Origin of the sequence: Pseudomonas sp. MG-9 (assembly GCF_018729515.1) — a bacterium.
GTDB classification, from domain to species: domain Bacteria; phylum Pseudomonadota; class Gammaproteobacteria; order Pseudomonadales; family Pseudomonadaceae; genus Aquipseudomonas; species Aquipseudomonas serboccidentalis.
The window spans coordinates 525,686-546,200 of the sequence record NZ_JAHHZH010000005.1 but is presented as its reverse complement, the minus strand read 5'-3'; the positions used below and the strand labels follow the sequence as shown (position 1 = coordinate 546,200).

The window sequence follows — 20,515 nt, the reverse complement described above, 5'->3', positions numbered from 1 at the left end:
GATCAACCCTCCTTCGCTGGAGTTGGCGCGGACTGGCCACTGTCTTTCAAGGCCTTGGTCACTTCCGGCGGCATGTACTTCTCGTCGTGCTTGGCCAGCACTTCATCGGCCACCACCACGCCGTCGGCGTTGAGTTTGCCCAGGGCGACGATGCCCTGCCCTTCGCGGAACAGATCCGGGAGGATCCCGCGGTAGGTAATGGTCACGGCTTTGTTGAAATCGGTCACGACGAACTTGACGTCCAGCGAGTCTGGCGAGCGTTGCAGCGAGCCTTTCTCGACCATGCCGCCGGCGCGGATGCGCGTGTCGTGCGGCGCTTCGCCGTTGGCGATCTGGGTCGGGGTGTAAAACAGGTTGATGTTTTCCTGCAGGGCGCTCAAGGCCAGGCCGACGGCAGCGCCGACCCCGACCAGAATGGCCAGAATGATGATCAGACGTTTCTTGCGCAGCGGATTCACTTGCCGTTCTCCCGGCGCAGACGACGCGCCTCTTGTTGCAGATAGCGCTTGCGGGCCGCGATCGGCGCCACCACGTTGAGGATCAGCACCGCCAGACAGATGCCGTAGGCCGACCAGACATACAGGCCATGATGACCCATGGCGAGGAAGTCGCCGAATGAAGCAAAACTCATCGAGCGGCCTCCAGACTGTTCTGCACTTCTTCTTTCACCCAACTGGCGCGGGCTTCGCGCTTGAGCACTTCAAGACGCATGCGCAGCAACAGCACGGCGCCGAAGAAGCAGTAGAAACCCAGCACGGTCAGCAACAGCGGCAGCCACATTTCCGCGGGCATCGCCGGTTTTTCGGTGAGGGTGAAGGTCGCGCCCTGGTGCAGGGTGTTCCACCACTCCACCGAGTACTTGATGATCGGAATGTTGATCACACCAACGATGGCCAGTACGGCGCAGGCCTTGGCGGCGCTGTCGCGGTTGCTGATGGCATTGCCCAGCGCAATCACCCCGAAATACAGGAACAGCAGAATCAGCATCGAGGTCAGGCGCGCATCCCAGACCCACCACGAACCCCAGGTCGGCTTGCCCCAGATCGCCCCGGTGACCAGCGCCACGGCGGTCATCCACGCACCGATCGGGGCCGCGCATTGCAGGGCGACGTCGGCCAGTTTCATCTTCCACACCAGCCCGACCACGCCGCACACCGCCAGCATCACGTAGATCGACTGCGCGAGCATCGCGGCAGGCACGTGGATGTAGATGATGCGAAAGCTGTTGCCCTGCTGATAATCCGGCGGCGCGAAGGCCAGGCCCCAGATGACGCCAACGGTGATCAGCAGCAACGCTGCAAGGCTCAGCCACGGCAGGAACTTGCTGCTGATGCCGTAGAACCACTTGGGCGAGCCGAGCTTGTGAAACCAGGTCCAGTTCATACTGTTTCCATCACGGGTGCCGCTCATCGTCGTGAGCTGGCAAAGGGTCATGCCTTTCTTAAAAAAAGGCGGTTATTTTTTAACCAGACCTCATTATTATTCGCCGACGCTGATCTTCAGGCCAGCAGCTATTGCAAACGGTGTCAGGGTGATCGCCAGGGCAGTCAGGCTACCCAGCCACAACAGATACCCGGTCGCCGGCATGCCTTGCAACGCGGCCTGCAAGGCGCCACTGCCCAGGATCAACACCGGGATGTACAACGGCAGAATCAGCAGCGCCAGCAACAGGCCGCCGCGTTTCAAACCGACCGTCAGCGCCGCACCCACCGCGCCGAGCAGGCTCAGCACCGGTGTACCCAGCAGCAACGACAACAGCAACACCGGCAGGCAGGCGACCGGCAAACCGAGCATCAACGCCAGCAAGGGCGAGAGCAAAACCAGCGCCAGGCCCGAGAACAGCCAGTGTGCCAGCACTTTGGCCAGCACCAGTAGGGGCAGCGGGTGCGGCGAAAGGACCCACTGCTCAAGGGATCCGTCCTCGAAATCACTGCGGAACAGCCCGTCCAGCGAGAGCAGGACCGACAACAGTGCGGCCACCCAGACTAACCCCGGGGACAGGTTTTGCAAGACTTGAGTTTCCGGGCCGACGGCCAGCGGGAACAACGCAATGACGATGGCGAAGAAAATCAGCGGATTGGCCAGCTCGGCCGGGCGACGAAACAGCAGGCGGGACTCACGGGCAACCAGCAGGCCGAACACACTCATACTGCCCAGTTCCCCAGATCGAGATCGCGATAACCGGCCGGCATCCGGCTCAGCGTGTGGTGCGTGGTCAGGACCACCAGACCGCCGCGTTCGCAGTGCCCGGCCAGGTGTTCTTCGAGTTGCGCCACGCCTTGTTTGTCGAGCGCGGTGAACGGCTCGTCGAGAATCCACAAGGGCGGGCTGTCCAGATACAGCCGCGCCAACGCCACACGGCGTTGCTGACCGGCGGACAGGGTGTGGCAGGGAACATCTTCAAAGCCGCGCAATCCTACGGCTGCCAATGCCTGCCAGATCGCCTCGCGCTCGGCAGGCCGATGCAGGGCGCAGAGCCAGGACAGGTTCTCTTCCGGCGTCAGCAAGTCCTTGATCCCGGCGGCGTGGCCGATCCACAACAGGTTGCGCGCCAGTTCGCTCGGCTGCGCAGACAAGGGCTGACCATTGAGCAGGACCTGACCGCTGGTCGGCTGCATCAACCCCGACAACAGGCGCAGCAGACTGGTCTTGCCGCTGCCATTGGGGCCGCTGATCTGCACCATATCGCCACTGGCCAGTCTCATTTCGAGATTTTCGAAGAGCAGCCGCAGGTCTCGCTCACAGGCGAGGGCAACGGTTTGCAGGACAGGACTGGTCAAGGGATCACGGGCCTTATACGGTTCAAGTCGGCTCTGGCGCGGCCGTTAAAGAGATACAGGATAAATGCAATGACGGTGCGAACCAGAGAGCTGGATCAAACAATTGCTATGTTTTTTGAACGAAGCGCAAGACGCGCGGCATTATACATGTCGTGCCTTACTCCCAAGCGTGCAATTTCCTCAGGTTGTGTCCGCGTATGACAGGCGAAATGAACATCCTCCCGCTCCCGCCCACCACCCCGGCGAACGCGCGTCCGCTGGCGATGAGCGGTGAGTTGCTCAAGCTGCTGACCCCGGTCGAAGGCTTGATCGGTGCCGGGCAAAGCGCCCAGGCCGAGGTGCTGTCGCTCAAGCAGGCGGACCAGACCTTTCAACTGTTGCTCAAGGTGACCGTCGACGGTGGTCGCCAGACCACCGTGCAAGCCAGCAGCAACCTGCCGCTGCCGACCGGTACCAACCTGGCCGTCACTCAACCGTCGGCGGGCAACCTGGCAATTACCGTGCAGCAGGCCATCGCCAGCAGCGTCGCGACCCTCACCCGCATCGATACGGCGCAGTTGCCGGTCGGCACGCTGTTGCAAGGCAAGGTGCTGACCTCGCAAACGCTGCCGCCAGTGCCGGGGCAACCGACGGTGTACCGTTCGCTGGTCAGCCTGCTCAACACCGCGCAGAGCGGCGCCACGCTGGACATCGACGGTCCGACGCCGCTGCGCATCGGCACCCTGCTCTCGGCCTTGGTCGAGGATTCGCAGACGCTCAAGTTCGTGCCGCTGAGCAGCCGTCAGGATCAATTGGCGGTGAGCCAGCAACTGCTCGGCCAACAGAGCCGCCAGGGCTCGCTGGACGGTTTGCTCAACGCCTTGCAAAACCTGCCGAGCGACGACGACCAGACTTCGCAAGACCTGCGCGCCGCCGTGGTCCGCCTGCTCGCCAACCTGCCCGATGTGCAGCAAATGAGCACCGCCAAAGGCGTGGCGCTGGCCCTGGCCAACAGCGGCGCCTTCCTCGAAGCCAAGCTTCTGACCGGACAGAACCCGACGCTGGCCCCGGACATGAAAGCCGATCTGCTCAAGCTGATCGCGCAACTGACCCCGGGCCTGCCGAGCAGCACCAGTTTCAACGCGATCATCGCCGCCAATACCCTGGCGCAAGCGTTGCCGAGTTTCGTGCGCAACGCCCTCGGCACCCTCGGCCAGGTCAGCGCCAAACCCGTGCCGAGCAGTTTTCCGCTGCCCGACCGCTTGCTGCAAAGCCAGGACGGCGAAGGTGATCTGGAGCATCTGCTGCGCCTCGCCGCGGCAGCCGTGTCGCGCCTGCAAAGCCATCAACTGTCGAGCCTGGAACAGACCGGGGTCACCGATGACGGGCGTCTGCTCAGCACCTGGCAGCTGGAAATCCCCATGCGCAACCTGCAAGACATCGTGCCGTTGCAGGTCAAGTTCCAGCGTGAAGAAGCGCCGGAAAGAGAACCGCAACCCAACGAACGCCGAGACGAACGCGAGCCCAGGCAACAGCTATGGCGCGTCGATCTGGCGTTTGACATGGAACCATTGGGGCCGATGCAGATTCAGGCACAGTTGATTGCCGGCAGCCTGTCGAGTCAGCTCTGGGCCGAACGCCCGTACACCGCCGACTTGATCGAAACCAACCTGTTCGCGCTGCGCCAGCGCCTGCTTGATCGCGGGCTGAACGTCGGCGACCTCGACTGCCACCTCGGCACTCCGCCGCAGGGCAACCAAACCCGCCTAGAACACCGCTGGGTCGACGAAACCGCATGAACGATTCCACTGCTCCACGCCAGGCCATCGCCCTCAAGTACGACGGCAATCACGCCCCGACCCTCACCGCCAAGGGCGACGAGGAACTGGCCGAAGAAATCCTGCGGATCGCCCGCGATTGTGAAGTGCCGATCTATGAGAACGCCGAGCTGGTGCGGTTGTTGGCGCGGATGGAATTGGGCGACAGCATTCCCGAAGAGCTGTACCGCACAATTGCCGAGATCATCGCGTTTGCGTGGAATCTGAAGGGGAAATTCCCTGAGGGGCATGATCCGCAGGCGCCGATGGTCGAGAAGGACGTCACCGAACGCGGGGATGATTATTAAGCCCTAAAAGCAAAAGATCGCAGCCTGCGGCAGCTCCTACAAGGGAAACGCGAATCCCGATGTAGGAGCTGCCGCAGGCTGCGATCTTTTGATCTTCAGCTTCTGTGAAGTTTGCGCATCAACTCCGCCTCAGCCTGGGTCAAGCCACAGGACTGAGTCAGTTCGTCGACGCTCGCGCCCATGCCCACCAGCTTCGCCGCCTGGGCGAATGACAGGCTCGATGGATCGCGCTGTTCCAGCGCAACAATCTTGTCCGGCAACGGACCGACTACCGAACGCAGCTCATGCAGGGCTTCGCCCATGCGCACGTTGCCGTTCTGATAGTCGTCGACACGCTTGGCCAGGTCCTTGATGCGCTGATCCCGCAGCGCATCGCCCTGTGCCTGTTGCGCAGCGATCAGCCGCTGCGCCTTGATGTACGCCAGAAACATTGCCAGCGTGCCTGCCCAGAAGAGGAACAGGACAATGACCGCAACCTCGAGGATCAATCAGATGCTCTCCAGTTCCGACCATTCTTCTTCGCTCATCATCTTGTCCAGCTCGACCAGGATCAGCAACTCGTTGTTCTTGTTGCACACGCCCTGGATGAACTTGGCCGACTCTTCGTTACCGACGTTCGGCGCGGTCTCGATTTCCGACTGCCGCAGGTAAACCACTTCAGCCACGCTGTCGACCATGATCCCGACGACTTGTTTGTCGGCTTCGATGATGACGATACGGGTGTTGTCGCTGATCTCGCCGCTGTTCAGGCCGAAGCGCTGACGGGTGTCGATCACGGTGACCACGTTACCGCGCAGGTTGATGATGCCCAGCACGTAGCTTGGCGCACCCGGCACCGGCGCGATCTCGGTGTAGCGCAGCACTTCCTGAACGCGCATCACGTTGATGCCGTAGGTTTCGTTGTCCAGCTTGAAGGTCACCCATTGCAGGATCGGATCTTCAGAACCCTTTGCATTCGTCGCCTGACTACTCATACCCTGACCCCTCGAAAAAACCGCACTGGGCGGTGTGTGTTCTGTGTGGTGGCATTGAAAAATGCCATCGCCTGATTGTTATGTCGGCTGCTATGTCGGTTTATGTAGCGGCTTGTGGCCGCCCAAGTGCTTTGCCCCACCGCTGGCGATCAACTCGGCCAGTGCGGAAACGTCAAGCAATGCACACATGTGCTCAATCACCGTGCCGGCGAGCCATGGCCGCTGACCCCGGTGACTTCTCCATTTGATTTCATTCGGATCCAGACGCAACGAGCGGCTGACCTGATGCACCGCCAGCCCCCACTCGTAACCTTGTACCGAAATCACGTACTGCAGACCCTGACGGAAGTCATCGCGATAGCGATCCGGCATGACCCAGCGTGCGGTGTCCAACACTTTCAGATTGCCGGCCTGGCTCGGCAGAATGCCGAGGAACCATTCCGGCTGACCGAACAGCGGTGTCAGCTCATGCCCGGCCAGTGAATAGATCGAGCCAAGGCACACCAGCGGCACCGCCAGGGTCAACCCGGCAACGTCGAACAACAGGCATTCGAAGGCCTCGGACGCCCAGGCTGGACGCCCCTCGGTCTCTACCGGTGGCGGCGTGTTGCTCGGTGGCAGATGGACTTCCACCAGCGGCGGGACCAGCGTCTGCTCAATCGGCGCGGGCGCAACTGGAGCCGGAGCCGGTTCGACCACCGCGGGTTCCGGCACGGTTTTCAGCAATTGGGTTTGCAGCAATGGTGCCAGTGTCGAGACCGGCGCGCGAACCGGCTCGGCCTCTTCGATCAATGCCACCGGTGCTTTCGCCACCGCCGCAACGGCAGGCGCGACAACAGGCGCGGCAGGCCTGGCCGCTTTCTGTGCATCACGGGCCTGCTCTTCCAGTACCGCGGCCTGGAACTCGTCCAGCGCCTCGGCACCTTCTTCGACAGCCTCGACGGGTGTCGGCAACTCGTCAGGAATTTCCTGCAGCAAACTATCCAGATAAGTCTGCAACGCTACCTGCGGCTTCGACGTCAACTTCAAAGGCCGATTCATGTGAACGCCCCTGTAGGAGCTGCCGCAGGCTGCGATCTTCTGATCTTTTCAGAAGCGCCAAAAAGCGGGATCAAAAGATCGCAGCCTGAGGCAGCTCCTACAGAGGTCAAAATCATCTCAAGCCACCTGCGGAACAAGTTGTTGCGCCAACAGATGCTTGAGCAGCGCGCGGTAAGCCAGCACGCCACGGCTCTTGCCGTCGAATTGCGAAGGCGTGACACCGGCCCGGCTGGCGTCGCGCAGACGGGTATCGACCGGGATATAACCCTGCCAGATTTCCTCGGGGAATTTGTCACGCAACACGCGCAAGGTACCCAGCGACGCCTGGGTGCGGCGGTCGAACAGGGTTGGCACGATGCTGAACGGCAACGCCTGTTTGCGCGAACGGTTGATCATCGCCAGGGTGTTGACCATGCGCTCCAGGCCTTTGACGGCCAGGTGCTCGGTCTGCACCGGGATCACCAGTTGCTGGCTCGCGGCCAGCGCGTTGACCATCAGCACGCCGAGCAACGGCGGGCTGTCGATGATCGCGTAGTCGAAGTCCTGCCACAGCTGCGCCAGACTCTTGGCGATCACCAGGCCCAGACCACTCTGCCCCGGCGACTGGCGCTCAAGGGTGGCCAGTGCGGTGCTCGACGGCAACAGGGAAATGCGTTCATCGCTGGTCGACAGCAGCAGTTGCCCGGGCAAGCCTTGCGGCACGCTGCCCTTGTGCAGAAACAGATCGTAGTTGCTGTGTTCCAGGCTGTCGGGGTCGTAGCCGAAATAGCTGGTCATCGAGCCGTGCGGGTCGAGATCGACCACAACCACGCGCTTGCCCGCCTCCGCCAGCAATCCGGCTAAAGCGATGGAAGATGTGGTTTTACCGACACCACCCTTTTGATTGGCGACTGCCCAGACTCTCATTCGGTTCGTTCCTCCCGGCCGAGATGCTCGACCGAGACATAGCTCAGCGTATTAATGCGGGTGACGGAGAATTGACGGCACTCTCGCGTCCCGGCGTCTTGACCGGGGTCGGTGCAGTTTGTGTGCCAGCGCGCTTCAATGCCGCGTCGGGTTTTGCATTGGCGGTTCCGGTACCGGTCAGACTGCGGCGTACATCGAGGTTGCGCGACACCACCAGCACCACACGACGGTTTTTCGCACGGCCCTCGGCAGTGGCGTTGTTGGCCACAGGCTGGAACTCGCCGTAGCCCACCAACGCCAGTCGGCCAGGGTTCACACCCTGCATCGCCAGCATCCGTACGATGCTCGCCGAACGCGCCGAGGACAGTTCCCAGTTGGTCGGGTACTGCGCGGTGCGGATCGGCTGATCGTCGGTGAAACCTTCGACGTGAATCGGGTTGTCGAACGGTTTGAGGATCGCCGCCACCTTGTCGATGATGTTGAACGCGATGTCGCTCGGCATGGCATCGCCGCTGCCGAACAACAGGCTGGAATTGAGTTCGATCTCGACCCACAACTCGTTGCCGCGCACAGTCATCTGGTTGGAGGCGATCAGGTCGCCGAACGCGGCACTGATGTCATCGGCGATGCTTTTCAGCGGATCGCTGGCGCCGGCGATACCGGCGTCAACCTGCTCGGCATCCTTGACCAGCGGCTTGGCCGGGGTCACGGTCTTCGGCCGCTCCTCACCAATCGGGATCGGCTTGAGCGAGCGGTCGGAGTCGGTGAAGACCCCGATCAACGCTTCGGAAATGACCTTGTACTTGCCCTCGTTGATCGACGAGATCGAGTACATCACCACGAAGAACGCGAACAGCAGCGTGATGAAATCCGCGTAGGACACGAGCCAGCGCTCGTGGTTAACGTGTTCTTCCTGGTGCCTGCGGCGAGCCATAGTCCATTACCCCCATCAATCCATGAAGCCCTGAAGCTTCAGCTCGATAGAGCGAGGGTTTTCACCTTCGGCGATCGACAAAATACCTTCCAGCAACATTTCGCGATAACGCGACTGCCGCAACGCGATTGACTTGAGCTTGGCCGCCACTGGCAGCAAGACCAGGTTGGCACTGGCCACACCGTAGATGGTCGCGACGAAGGCCACGGCAATGCCGCTGCCCAGCTGTGTTGGGTCAGCGAGGTTGCCCATCACGTGGATCAGGCCCATTACCGCGCCGATGATACCGATGGTCGGCGCGTAGCCGCCCATGCTTTCGAAGACTTTGGCGGCCTCGATATCGCGGGCTTCCTGGGTGTAGAAATCCACTTCGAGGATGCTGCGAATCGCTTCCGGCTCGGCGCCATCGACCAGCAATTGCAGGCCTTTGCGCGAGTAGTTGTCCGGTTCGGCATCCGCCACGCCTTCCAGCCCGAGCAGGCCTTCCTTGCGGGCGGTGAGGCTCCAGTTGACCACCCGGTCGATGCCGCCGGGCAGGTCCACCCGTGGCGGGAACAGGATCCAGGCGAGGATCTGCATGGCGCGCTTGAAGGCGCTCATCGGCGATTGCAGCAGCGCTGCACCGATGGTGCCACCGAGGACGATCAGCGCCGCCGGGCCGTTGGCCAGCGCGCCGAGGTGACCGCCTTCAAGGTAGTTGCCGCCGATGATGGCGACGAACGCCATGATGATCCCGATCAGGCTTAGAACATCCATCAGATACACGCCTCGACGATGTGCTTGCCGATGTCGTCCAGCCCGTACACCGCGTCAGCCAGATCGGCTTTGACGATGGCCATCGGCATGCCGTAGATCACGCAGCTTGCTTCGTCCTGCGCCCACACCGAGCTACCGCCCTGCTTGAGCAGACGCGCGCCTTCGCGACCGTCGGCGCCCATGCCGGTCAGCACCACCGCCAGAACTTTGTCACCGTAGGACTTGGCGGCGGAACCGAAGGTGATGTCCACGCACGGCTTGTAATTCAGACGCTCGTCGCCCGGCAGGATTTTCACCGCGCCACGGCCGTCGATCATCATCTGCTTGCCACCCGGGGCCAGCAGCGCCAGGCCCGGACGCAGGATGTCGCCATCCTCGGCTTCCTTGACGCTGATGCGGCACAGCTTGTCCAGACGCTCGGCAAACGCTTTGGTGAACGCCGCCGGCATGTGCTGGATCAGCACGATCGGTGCCGGGAAGTTCGCCGGCAACTGAGTCAGCACCCGTTGCAGCGCAACCGGCCCACCAGTCGAGGTACCGATGGCAACCAGTTTGTAGGCCTTGCGTTTCGGTGCTGGCGACGAAGCGCTGGCAGCCGGTGCGCGGCTGGCAACTGGAGCATGCGCAGGCGCTGGAGCAGGACGCGTCGGAACGCTGCTGCTGTGGCTGCTGAAGCTCGATGCCGCCGGAGTTGACGCAGGCGTCGGTGCAGCGGCTGGAGCCGGCGCACTGTAGGCACTGAAACGACGGTTGCTGCGCGAGATGCTGTGGACCTTCTCGCACAGCAGTTGCTTGACCTTCTCCGGGTTACGCGAGATGTCTTCGAAATTCTTCGGCAGGAAATCCACCGCGCCGGCGTCCAGCGCATCCAGGGTTACCCGGGCGCCTTCGTGGGTCAGCGAGGAGAACATCAACACCGGGGTCGGACAGCGCTGCATGATGTGCCGCACCGCCGTGATGCCATCCATCATCGGCATCTCGTAGTCCATGGTGATCACGTCCGGCTTGAGGGCCAGGGCCTGATCGATCGCCTCTTTACCGTTGGTGGCCGTGCCGACCACCTGGATGCTCGGATCCGCTGAAAGAATTTCCGAGACGCGGCGGCGGAAAAACCCCGAATCGTCCACCACCAGGACTTTGACTGCCATAAACACTCCATTAGGCGCAGCGGGACGTCGTCGCCCCGCTGCCCCGGATTCAAATACGCCGTGCGGCGTAACGCTTGAGCATGCTTGGAACATCGAGGATCAGAGCGATGCGGCCGTCACCGGTGATGGTGGCGCCGGACATGCCCGGAGTGCCCTGCAGCATTTTGCCCAATGGCTTGATGACCACTTCTTCCTGACCGACCAGTTGATCGACGACGAAGCCGATCCGCTGGGTGCCCACCGAAAGGATCACCACATGGCCTTCGCGCTGCTCTTCGTGAGCGGCGGAGCTGACCAGCCAGCGCTTGAGGTAGAACAATGGCAGCGCCTTGTCCCGCACGATCACCACTTCCTGGCCGTCCACCACGTTGGTGGTCGACAGGTCGAGGTGGAAGATTTCGTTGACGTTGACCAACGGGAACGCAAACGCCTGGTTGCCGAGCATCACCATCAGGGTCGGCATGATCGCAAGCGTCAGCGGCACCTTGATGACGATCTTCGAGCCCTGGCCCTTGGTCGAGTAGATGTTGATCGAACCGTTGAGCTGGGAAATCTTGGTCTTCACCACGTCCATGCCGACACCGCGACCGGACACGTCGGAGATCTCGGTCTTGGTCGAGAAACCCGGGGCGAAGATCAGGTTGTAGCACTCGGTATCGCTCAGGCGATCGGCCGCGTCCTTGTCCATCACGCCGCGTTTTACCGCGATCGAACGCAGGACGTTCGGGTCCATGCCCTTGCCGTCGTCGGAGATCGACAACAGGATGTGGTCGCCTTCCTGCTCGGCCGCCAGCACCACGCGACCGCCACGGGCCTTGCCCGAGGCTTCGCGTTCTTCCGGCGACTCGATGCCGTGGTCGACAGCGTTACGCACCAAGTGGACCAGCGGGTCGGCCAGGGCCTCGACAAGGTTTTTGTCGAGGTCGGTTTCTTCACCCACCAGTTCCAGGTTGATCTCTTTCTTGAGCTGACGCGCCAGGTCGCGAACCAGACGCGGGAAGCGCCCGAAGACCTTCTTGATTGGCTGCATCCGGGTCTTCATCACCGCAGTCTGCAAGTCAGCCGTGACCACGTCGAGATTCGACACGGCCTTGGACATGGCTTCATCGCCGCTGTTGAGACCCAGGCGCACCAGACGGTTACGCACCAGTACCAGCTCGCCGACCATGTTCATGATTTCGTCGAGACGTGCGGTGTCGACCCGCACAGTGGTCTCGGCTTCGCTGGCCGGTTTTTCCGGCGGCGGTGCCGCGGCGGCACGGGCTGGAGCCGGTGCAGCCGCTGGCTTCGGTGTTTCGGCCTTTGGCTCAGGCTTGGGCGCAGCTTTCGGCGCAGCCGCCGGAGCGGCTGCAGCCTTGGCGGCAGGCGCGGCCACGGTCGAAGCGGTACCGGCAGTCGCGGCGCCAACGTCGGTGAACTTGCCTTTGCCGTGCAGTTCGTCGAGCAGCGATTCGAACTCGTGATCGCTGATCAGGTCGCTGCCGGCAGCCACGGCCGCCGGAGCGGCAGGTGCAGCCGGGGCCGAGGCGATCGCCGACTCCAGCGCTTCAACGGCAAAGTTGCCCTTGCCGTGCAACTGATCGAGCAGCGCTTCAAATTCGTCGTCGGTGATGTCCGAGCTGTCGCCCGCCGCCGGTGCCGCAGGCGCGGCCGCTGTCGGTGCAACGGCGTCCGCCGCGAACTGGCCTTTGCCGTGCAACTGATCGAGCAACGACTCGAATTCGGCGTCGGTGATTTCATCGCCGGCAGCCGCTTCGGCAGCCGGCGCAGGTGCAGCAGCGGTCGGGGCTTCGGCTTCGGCCTTGGCGGCGTTCAGCGAATCCAGCAGCTGTTCAAATTCGTTATCGGTGATGTCGCCCGAATCGCCGGAATCGCCTTCGACGACCAGCTCTTCGATCATCTCGGCCACCGGAGAAGCCGGGGCTTCGTCGGCCGATTGTGGCTCGGCCAGACGCGCCAGCGCGGCCAGCAGTTCCGGGGTGGCTGCCGTGATCGGTGCACGCTCACGGACTTCGCTGAACATGCTGTTCACTGCGTCCAGTGCTTCGAGCACCACGTCCATCAGTTCTGCATCAACGCGACGCTCACCCTTGCGCAGGATGTCGAACACGTTTTCGGCGATGTGACAGCACTCCACCAGCTCGTTGAGCTGAAGGAAGCCGGCGCCCCCTTTTACAGTATGGAAACCGCGAAAAATTGCGTTGAGCAGATCAGCATCATCCGGGCGGCTTTCCAGCTCGACCAGTTGTTCGGACAGTTGCTCAAGAATCTCGCCGGCCTCAACCAGGAAATCCTGAAGGATCTCTTCATCGGCGCCGAAGCTCATTAATGGGGTGCTCCTACAGGTCTAAAAACCTAAAACTCAAAATCCAAGACTGGATAGCAAATCGTCCACATCGTCCTGACCGGACACAACGTCTTCTCGTTTATCGGCATGAATCTGCGGACCTTCACCCTGCGAGAGATGTTTTTGTGGATCTTTTTCTGCAAGCATCGCGGCGCGGTCATGTTCGATGCCCGCAAAGCGGTCCACCTGACTGGCCATGAGCACGAGTTTGAGCAAATTGCTTTCGACTTCGGTGACCAGTTGGGTCACGCGCTTGATCACCTGACCGGTCAGGTCCTGGTAGTCCTGAGCCAGCAGGATGTCGTTCAGGTTGCTCGACACCGCACGGTTGTCCGTGCTGCTGCGCGACAGAAAGCCGTCGACCCGGCGCGCCAGTTCGCGGAACTCTTCAGCCCCGACCTCGCGACGCATGAAGCGGCCCCAATCGGTGCTCAGGGCCTGGGCTTCTTCAGCCAGGCCATTGACCACCGGGGTGGCGCTTTCCACCAGATCCATGGTGCGGTTGGCCGCGGCTTCGGTCAGCTTGACCACATAGCCCAGGCGTTCGGTGGCGTCGGTGATTTGCGACACTTCCTCGGCCTGCGGCATGTGCGGATCGATCTGGAAGTTGACGATCGCACTGTGCAGTTCGCGTGTGAGCTTGCCTACTTCCTGATACAGGCCGCGGTCACGGGTCTGATTGAGCTCATGGATCAGTTGCACCGCGTCGCCGAACCTGCCTTTTTCAAGGCTCTCGACCAGTTCGACCGCGTGTTTTTTCAGGGTCGATTCGAAATCGCCCTGTGAAGATTCGTTATGCTCCATAGCTCCCCCGCGCGTTCATCAGCCGATGCGTTCGAAAATCTTCTCGATTTTTTCTTTCAGCGCCTGAGCCGTGAAAGGTTTGACCACGTAGCCGTTCACGCCGGCCTGAGCGGCCTCGATGATCTGCTCGCGCTTGGCTTCTGCCGTCACCATCAGCACCGGCAGGTGCTTGAGTTTTTCATCGGCACGCACGTGGCGCAGCAGGTCGATACCGGTCATGCCCGGCATGTTCCAGTCCGTTACCAGAAAGTCGATGCTTCCGCTGTTGAGCACCGGAATGGCAGTGGTGCCATCGTCGGCCTCGACGGTGTTGGTGAACCCCAGATCACGCAGCAGGTTCTTGATGATCCGCCGCATCGTTGAGAAGTCATCAACGATGAGGATTTTCATGTTCTTGTCCAATTCGACCTCCAAGCAGTCTTAAACGCGCCCAGCACCTGGACGCGCCATTTCAATCAATCCGGCAAAGCACTCGATGACTGTCTGGAGCACAACAGAGCAAGACCGGTGCCGTTCATCACCGCACCAGCCTCGTTCGCAGTGTCCCCACACTGCCTTCAGCGCGCTCGCCACTCCCCCAAACGCCCCCGCAAGCGGGCCGCGCACTGGCTGTGTAACTGGCTGACCCGCGATTCACTGACGCCAAGGACTTCACCGATCTCCTTGAGGTTCAGCTCTTCGTCGTAGTACAGCGCCAACACCAGTCGCTCACGCTCCGGCAAATTGGCAATCGCGTCCGCCAGCGCGGCCTGGAAGCGTTCATCCTCCAGATCGCGTGACGGCTCAAGATGAGCACTGGCGCCATCCTCGTGCAGCCCTTCGTGTTCGCCGTCCTGCAACAGGTCGTCGAAACTGAACAGCCGGCTGCCCAGCGTGTCATTCAAAATCCCGTAGTAATCGTCGAGACTCAATTGGAGTTCGGCCGCAACCTCGTGATCTTTAGCATCACGGCCGGTTTTAGCTTCAATTGAGCGAATTGCGTCGCTGACCATACGGGTGTTGCGGTGAACCGAGCGTGGCGCCCAATCCCCTTTGCGCACTTCATCGAGCATCGCGCCGCGGATTCGAATGCCCGCGTACGTTTCGAAACTGGCGCCTTTGCTGGCGTCATATTTGGTCGAGACTTCAAGCAGGCCGATCATTCCGGCCTGAATCAGATCTTCGACCTGCACACTCGCCGGCAAGCGCGCCAGCAGGTGATAGGCAATGCGCTTGACCAGTGGCGCGTAACGCTCGATCAACTCGTACTGCGCGTCACGTGCCGACTTCTTGTAGTAATTCATACCGCTCGCGGTCATAACACAGGCCCTGCTGTTTGCTGCACGAGGCGCTCGACGAAAAACTCAAGATGACCGCGTGGGTTGGCAGGCAGCGGCCAGGTATCGACCTTCTGCGCGATCGCCTTGAACGCCAGCGCGCACTTGGAACGCGGAAAGGCTTCATAGACCGCTCGCTGTTTCTGCACTGCCTTGCGCACGCTTTCGTCGTACGGCACCGCGCCGACGTATTGTAAGGCGACGTCGAGGAAACGATCCGTGACCTTGGTCAACTTGGCGAACAGGTTGCGCCCTTCCTGCGGGCTCTGCGCCATGTTGGCGAGGACGCGGAAGCGGTTCATGCCGTAGTCGCGGTTGAGCAGTTTGATCAGCGCGTAGGCGTCGGTAATGGAGGTCGGCTCATCGCAGACCACCAGCAGCACTTCCTGCGCTGCGCGCACAAAACTGACTACCGAGTCACCAATACCCGCAGCGGTATCGATCACCAGTACATCGAGGTTGTCGCCGATGTCGCTGAAGGCCTGAATCAGCCCGGCATGTTGCGCCGGACTCAAGTGAACCATGCTCTGGGTGCCGGAAGCGGCCGGCACGATGCGGATCCCGCCGGGACCCTGCAACAGCACGTCGCGCAGTTCGCAGCGGCCTTCAATCACGTCGGCCAACGTACGTTTGGGGGTCAGCCCCAGCAGAACGTCGACGTTCGCCAGCCCCAGGTCGGCGTCCAGCAGCATGACCCGACGGCCAAGCTCTGCCAGCGCCAGAGACAAGTTCACTGACACGTTAGTCTTGCCGACGCCACCTTTGCCGCCGGTCACCGCGATCACCTGTACGGGATGCATGCTGCCCATGTTATTTCTTTACCTTGTCTTGCATAGACGGAGGCCACATTACTGGCTGCGCGTTCTCAACCGGAACAATGCATGGCAGACCATCGATGTAGGTACAAAAACTGTTCATTACCTCAGCCAACCTGCTTGGTCGGGCTGTGGTAGATATCAGCGAACATGTCAGCCATGGCTTCTTCGCTGGGTTCTTCCTGCATTTGCACGCTGACGGCGCGGCTGACCAGTTGATGACGGCGCGGCAGATGCAGATCATCCGGAATCCGTGGGCCATCGGTCAGGTACGCGACCGGCAATTCATGACTGATCGCCAGGCTCAACACTTCGCCAAGGCTGGCCGTTTCATCCAGTTTAGTCAGGATGCAGCCGGCAAGCCCGCAACGCTTGTAACTGTGATAAGCGGCGGTTAGAACCTGTTTCTGGCTGGTGGTTGCCAACACCAGATAATTTTTTGAACGGATGCCACGACCGGCCAGGCTTTCGAGCTGCATGCGCAGTGCCGGATCGCTGGCCTGCAGGCCGGCGGTATCGATCAGCACCACGCGTTTGCGCAGCAGCGGGTCCAGCGCCTGAACCAGCGATTGGCCCGGGTCAACGTGCGTCACCGGCACATTGAGAATCCGGCCCAGGGTCTTGAGTTGTTCCTGCGCGCCGATGCGGAAACTGTCCATGCTGACCAGCGCGACATTCTGCGCGCCGTACTTGAGCACGTAGCGCGCGGCGAGTTTGGCCAGGGTGGTGGTCTTGCCCATGCCGGCCGGGCCGACCATGGCAATCACCCCACCCTCTTCCAGCGGCTCGACTTCCGGTACGGCAATCATCCGTGCCAGGTGCGCGAGCAGCATGCGCCAGGCCTGACGGGGCTCTTCGATGTCGGTGATCATCGCCAGCAGGTCACGCGACAACGGGCCGGACAGACCGATCCGTTGCAGACGGCGATACAGGTTGGCTTGCGCCGGACGGCTGCCCTGCAACTGATTCCAGGCCAGGGTGCCGAGCTGCACTTCCATCAGCTCGCGCAGACTGTTGAGTTCGAAACGCATCGAATCCAGCGCACGCGGATCGACGCCGCCGGACGCCTGTGCAGGTGCCGGGGCCGGACGTGCCGGGGCGGCGTAAGTCGGTTCGCTCAACGGCTCGGCCGCGGTCAGCGGCAGGCCGGCCGTCAACGGCAGCCCGGTGAACAACTGGCGATTGGTGTTGCCGTCGGCTTCGCCACGCAGGCTCAGCTCGGCCTGGGCGGTGACGATGCGCGACTGTGTCTTGCGCAGCTCGTCTTCGAGTTCCATGTTCGGCACCCGTGGCGCCAGCGCCGACAATTTGTAATCCAGCGCCGCCGTCAGCTCGACGCCGCCGGCAATACGGCGGTTGCCGATGATGGCGGCATCAGCGCCCAGCTCATCACGAACCAGCTTCATGGCCTGACGCATATCGGCGGCGAAAAAACGCTTAACTTGCATAAACCACTACCTCAGCCGTTGGGCCCTACTGTCGCAACGATGGTCACTTGCTTGTTGTCCGGAATTTCCTGGTAGGCCAGCACATGCAGCCCTGGGACTGCGAGGCGGCCGAAACGCGAGAGCATCGCGCGTATCGGGCCTGCTACCAACAGGATCACCGGTTGACCTTGCATTTCCTGGCGCTGCGCCGCTTCGATGAGCGAACGCTGCAGCTTCTCGGCCATGCTTGGCTCCAGCAGAACGCCCTCTTCCGAGCCTTGTCCTGCCTTCTGCAGACTATTGAGCAATATTTGTTCCAACCTTGGTTCCAGGGTGATCACAGGCAGCTCGGAGTCAGTGCCTACAATGCTTTGGACGATGGCACGGGATACGCCGACGCGCACCGCAGCCACCAAGGCGGCGGTATCTTGACTCTTGGCGGCGTTGTTGGCGATAGCCTCGGCAATGCTGCGGATGTCGCGCACCGGTACGTGTTCGGCCAGCAGCGCCTGCAGCACTTTGAGCAACTGCGACAGCGAAACCACGCCCGGCACCAGCTCTTCAGCCAGTTTCGGCGAGCTTTTGGCCAGCAATTGCATGAGTTGCTGCACTTCTTCGTGGCCGATCAGCTCGCTGGAGTGCTTGTACAGAATCTGGTTCAAGTGCGTCGCGACCACGGTACTGGCGTCGACCACGGTGTAACCAAGCGACTGGGCCTGGGCGCGCTGGCTGACTTCGATCCACACCGCCTCCAGACCGAAAGCCGGATCTTTGGCGGTAATGCCGTTGAGCGTGCCATAGACCTGCCCCGGGTTGATCGCCAGTTCGCGATCCGGGTAGATCTCGGCTTCGGCCAGAATCACGCCCATCAGGGTCAGGCGATAGGCGCTCGGCGCCAGATCGAGGTTGTCGCGGATGTGCACGGTCGGCATCAGGAAGCCCAGATCCTGCGAGAGCTTCTTGCGCACGCCCTTGATCCGCGCGAGCAGTTGCCCGCCCTGATTGCGATCCACCAGCGGGATCAGGCGATAGCCGACTTCCAGGCCGATCATGTCGATCGGGGTCACGTCATCCCAGCCCAGCTCCTTGGTTTCCATGGCGCGGGCCGGCGACGGCAGCAGTTCCTGCTGACGCTGAACCTCTTGCAGTGCCTGAACCTTGGCGACGTTCTGTTTTTTCCAGAACAGGTACGCGCCTCCGGCAGCCAGCGCCGCCATGCTCAGAAACGAGAAGTGCGGCATGCCCGGCACCAGGCCCATGACCGCCATCAAACCAGCGGCCACCGCCAATGCTTTTGGCGAAGCGAACATCTGCCGGTTGATCTGCTTGCCCATGTCTTCCGAACCGGAAGCACGGGTCACCATGATCGCCGCCGCTGTCGATAACAACAGTGATGGCAATTGCGCCACCAAACCGTCACCGATGGTCAGCAAGGCGTACACCTTGCCCGCGTCGGCGAAGGTCATGTTGTGCTGGAAGATACCGACGGCCATACCGCCGATGAGGTTGATGAACAGAATCAGCAGGCCGGCAATGGCATCACCACGCACGAACTTGCTGGCACCGTCCATCGAACCGTAGAACTCGGCTTCCTGAGCGACTTCGGAACGCCGGGCCTTGGCCTGGTTCTGATCGATCAGGCCGGCGTTGAGGTCGGCGTCGATCGCCATTTGTTTGCCGGGCATCGCGTCGAGGGTGAAGCGCGCGCTCACCTCGGAAATCCGCCCGGCACCCTTGGTCACCACGACGAAGTTGATGATCATCAGAATCGCGAAGACCACGATACCGACCACGTAGTTACCGCCGATCACCACCTCACCGAAGGCCTGGATCACCTTACCGGCAGCGGCGTGGCCGTCCTGACCGTGGAGCATCACCACCCGCGTCGACGCCACGTTCAACGCCAGCCGCAGCAGCGTCGCCACCAGCAGGATCGTCGGGAACACCGCAAAATCCAGCGGTCGCAGTGCGTACACGCAGACCAGCAGCACGACGATCGACAGGGCGATGTTGAAAGTGAAGAACACGTCCAGCAGGAACGGCGGCACCGGCAACATCATCATCGCCAGCATGACCAGCAGCAACAACGGCACGCCCAGATTGCCTCGACTGAGGTCGGCAACATTCGAGCGAGCAGTGTTGAATAACTGAGAGCGATCCACCGGTTTTCCCCGTTCCTTTAAAGCAAACTTTTGACGCCCAGAGCGGGCTCACGGCGGCTACTGCAAGAAGCCTTCCAACTTTTACGCAGACAAAAAAGATCGCAGCCTGCGGCAGCTCCTACACCGATCCCTGTAGGAGCTGCCGAAGGCTGCGATCTTTTGGTTTTGCGTAATTAAGGAATCGCGGCGTCTTTAAACTTCAGTGTTTAAAAAACACCTCAAGACACGTCTTGCGGGCTACACATCCTTGCGCCAATGCCTACAGCTACGCCAGAATCCGCCGGCTTGTGCGCCATGGGGTCGGGTTCTATTGTGGATCGGTCGCTGACGAATCAGCGATCGGGTCTCGCAGCCCGTCGATCTCTGGACGCACAACACCCGTTTTTTTATGGCGGCTGTACGTGGGAGACCTTCGGGTCTGCCGGTTCTAGAGTCCCGGTCTGCGACCCGCGTATAGCTGCCACCCTCCTTTCGTATCGCAGCGAAATGTGGCGGCTCCGTCGACTCTAGGAGCTTCACCTTGATCAAACCAACGCCAAACCCGCCCGAAACCGACGCCACCTCCCCCTACGAATCCCTCGATTCAAAAAAGCTCCACGATGCCGCCGACCGTGCGCTCGACCATTACCTCTGCCCGCCCGGATCCACTCCACCGCCGCGTAGAACCCGCAGGATGTATGCCGTTACCGCCGACTTCAAAAACGAGGAGCTATTGGCCAACGCCTGCGAAACACTTGCTTCAGCCAGAACCATCGCCGATGACTTCGCCCACCTCCTACCCGCGTCACAGCGCAGGGCGCTGTTGGGTATCGCGCAACTGATCATGCTCGGGGAGCTGGCGGTGAATCGAGTGTTGGATAATCTGGAGTTGCCAGGCTGACACTGGCGCGGTGAAAACCCGCTGAGTTTTTCGTAGTCAATTCTTGCCGCTTTGCGAGCAGGGATCGGGAGTGTTCCGGAGGTTGCCGGTTTGAGTTCGCCCCATTCTCGCAGGTTAGAAA

22 protein-coding genes are annotated in these 20,515 nt (G+C 61.4%); 3 read left to right on the top strand and 19 right to left on the bottom strand.

What is annotated here, in order from left to right:
- Positions 1 to 2 precede the first annotated feature (2 nt).
- The 5 genes from ccmE to ccmA all read right to left on the bottom strand — a co-directional run bounded on the left by ccmE (position 3) and on the right by ccmA (position 2,780).
- Positions 3 to 458 (bottom strand): cytochrome c maturation protein CcmE, encoded by a 456-nt coding sequence (ccmE, locus tag KKQ10_RS16325; protein WP_064586605.1) that lies wholly within the window; start codon positions 456 to 458, stop codon positions 3 to 5.
- The gene (gene ccmD / locus KKQ10_RS16320; protein ID WP_003222944.1) at positions 455 to 631 is read right to left on the bottom strand and encodes a heme exporter protein CcmD; all 177 of its coding nucleotides are present in this window, start codon (positions 629 to 631) and stop codon (positions 455 to 457) included. The genes ccmE and ccmD overlap by 4 nt, the downstream gene beginning before the upstream one ends.
- Positions 628 to 1,383, bottom strand: a complete 756-nt coding sequence (locus tag KKQ10_RS16315) for a heme ABC transporter permease (protein WP_215501678.1) — start codon at positions 1,381 to 1,383, stop codon at positions 628 to 630. Before KKQ10_RS16315 ends, ccmD begins: the two co-directional genes overlap by 4 nt.
- A gap of 96 nt (positions 1,384 to 1,479) precedes the next feature.
- A complete protein-coding gene (gene ccmB, locus KKQ10_RS16310; protein ID WP_003222942.1) occupies positions 1,480 to 2,148 on the bottom strand; it encodes a heme exporter protein CcmB in 669 nt (222 codons plus the stop codon).
- Positions 2,145 to 2,780 carry a cytochrome c biogenesis heme-transporting ATPase CcmA gene (gene ccmA / locus KKQ10_RS16305; protein ID WP_127651591.1) on the bottom strand — a complete coding sequence of 212 codons (636 nt, stop codon included), beginning with the start codon at positions 2,778 to 2,780 and terminating at the stop codon, positions 2,145 to 2,147. The genes ccmB and ccmA overlap by 4 nt, the downstream gene beginning before the upstream one ends.
- 197 nt (positions 2,781 to 2,977) lie before the next feature.
- Here ccmA and fliK point away from each other — a divergent pair, with 197 nt between their 5' ends.
- Positions 2,978 to 4,558: a flagellar hook-length control protein FliK gene (gene fliK / locus KKQ10_RS16300; RefSeq protein ID WP_215501677.1), complete on the top strand. Its 1,581-nt coding sequence runs from the start codon at positions 2,978 to 2,980 to the stop codon at positions 4,556 to 4,558.
- Positions 4,555 to 4,884 (top strand): EscU/YscU/HrcU family type III secretion system export apparatus switch protein, encoded by a 330-nt coding sequence (locus KKQ10_RS16295; RefSeq protein ID WP_025111916.1) that lies wholly within the window; start codon positions 4,555 to 4,557, stop codon positions 4,882 to 4,884. The genes fliK and KKQ10_RS16295 overlap by 4 nt, the downstream gene beginning before the upstream one ends.
- A gap of 95 nt (positions 4,885 to 4,979) precedes the next feature.
- Here the strand turns inward: KKQ10_RS16295 and KKQ10_RS16290 are convergent, their stop codons facing one another.
- From KKQ10_RS16290 to flhA, 14 genes are all read right to left on the bottom strand, one after another.
- Positions 4,980 to 5,372, bottom strand: coding sequence for a DUF2802 domain-containing protein (locus KKQ10_RS16290; protein WP_064586600.1), 393 nt, complete (start codon positions 5,370 to 5,372; stop codon positions 4,980 to 4,982).
- Positions 5,373 to 5,858: a chemotaxis protein CheW gene (locus KKQ10_RS16285; RefSeq protein WP_003222936.1), complete on the bottom strand. Its 486-nt coding sequence runs from the start codon at positions 5,856 to 5,858 to the stop codon at positions 5,373 to 5,375.
- A gap of 90 nt (positions 5,859 to 5,948) precedes the next feature.
- Positions 5,949 to 6,899 carry a CheW domain-containing protein gene (locus KKQ10_RS16280; RefSeq protein ID WP_215501676.1) on the bottom strand — a complete coding sequence of 317 codons (951 nt, stop codon included), beginning with the start codon at positions 6,897 to 6,899 and terminating at the stop codon, positions 5,949 to 5,951.
- A 117-nt stretch (positions 6,900 to 7,016) separates the two neighbouring features.
- On the bottom strand, positions 7,017 to 7,805 hold the full coding sequence (locus KKQ10_RS16275; protein WP_003222933.1) for a ParA family protein: 789 nt from the start codon (positions 7,803 to 7,805) through the stop codon (positions 7,017 to 7,019).
- Between the two features lie 43 nt (positions 7,806 to 7,848).
- Positions 7,849 to 8,739: a flagellar motor protein MotD gene (motD, locus tag KKQ10_RS16270; RefSeq protein ID WP_215501675.1), complete on the bottom strand. Its 891-nt coding sequence runs from the start codon at positions 8,737 to 8,739 to the stop codon at positions 7,849 to 7,851.
- 15 nt (positions 8,740 to 8,754) lie between these two features.
- Positions 8,755 to 9,495 carry a flagellar motor protein gene (locus KKQ10_RS16265; protein WP_127651595.1) on the bottom strand — a complete coding sequence of 247 codons (741 nt, stop codon included), beginning with the start codon at positions 9,493 to 9,495 and terminating at the stop codon, positions 8,755 to 8,757.
- Positions 9,495 to 10,643, bottom strand: coding sequence for a protein-glutamate methylesterase/protein-glutamine glutaminase (locus tag KKQ10_RS16260; protein ID WP_215501674.1), 1,149 nt, complete (start codon positions 10,641 to 10,643; stop codon positions 9,495 to 9,497). The genes KKQ10_RS16265 and KKQ10_RS16260 overlap by 1 nt, the downstream gene beginning before the upstream one ends.
- A 49-nt stretch (positions 10,644 to 10,692) precedes the next feature.
- A complete protein-coding gene (locus KKQ10_RS16255; RefSeq protein ID WP_215501673.1) occupies positions 10,693 to 12,969 on the bottom strand; it encodes a chemotaxis protein CheA in 2,277 nt (758 codons plus the stop codon).
- 36 nt (positions 12,970 to 13,005) lie between these two features.
- Positions 13,006 to 13,794, bottom strand: a complete 789-nt coding sequence (locus KKQ10_RS16250) for a protein phosphatase CheZ (protein ID WP_027613919.1) — start codon at positions 13,792 to 13,794, stop codon at positions 13,006 to 13,008.
- 18 nt (positions 13,795 to 13,812) lie between these two features.
- Positions 13,813 to 14,184, bottom strand: a complete 372-nt coding sequence (locus KKQ10_RS16245) for a chemotaxis response regulator CheY (RefSeq protein ID WP_003183998.1) — start codon at positions 14,182 to 14,184, stop codon at positions 13,813 to 13,815.
- A gap of 167 nt (positions 14,185 to 14,351) precedes the next feature.
- Positions 14,352 to 15,092: an RNA polymerase sigma factor FliA gene (fliA, locus tag KKQ10_RS16240; protein ID WP_007920004.1), complete on the bottom strand. Its 741-nt coding sequence runs from the start codon at positions 15,090 to 15,092 to the stop codon at positions 14,352 to 14,354.
- Positions 15,089 to 15,919, bottom strand: a complete 831-nt coding sequence (gene fleN, locus KKQ10_RS16235; RefSeq protein ID WP_003222917.1) for a flagellar synthesis regulator FleN — start codon at positions 15,917 to 15,919, stop codon at positions 15,089 to 15,091. The genes fliA and fleN overlap by 4 nt, the downstream gene beginning before the upstream one ends.
- Positions 15,920 to 16,032: 113 nt before the next feature.
- Positions 16,033 to 17,373, bottom strand: coding sequence for a flagellar biosynthesis GTPase FlhF (gene flhF / locus KKQ10_RS16230; RefSeq protein ID WP_127651598.1), 1,341 nt, complete (start codon positions 17,371 to 17,373; stop codon positions 16,033 to 16,035).
- Between the two features lie 11 nt (positions 17,374 to 17,384).
- The gene (gene flhA / locus KKQ10_RS16225) at positions 17,385 to 19,514 is read right to left on the bottom strand and encodes a flagellar biosynthesis protein FlhA (protein WP_098967853.1); all 2,130 of its coding nucleotides are present in this window, start codon (positions 19,512 to 19,514) and stop codon (positions 17,385 to 17,387) included.
- A 520-nt stretch (positions 19,515 to 20,034) separates the two neighbouring features.
- On the opposite strand from flhA, the gene KKQ10_RS16220 reads away from it, so the two are divergent.
- Positions 20,035 to 20,394, top strand: a complete 360-nt coding sequence (locus tag KKQ10_RS16220) for a DUF6124 family protein (RefSeq protein ID WP_215501672.1) — start codon at positions 20,035 to 20,037, stop codon at positions 20,392 to 20,394.
- Positions 20,395 to 20,515: the final 121 nt, after the last annotated feature.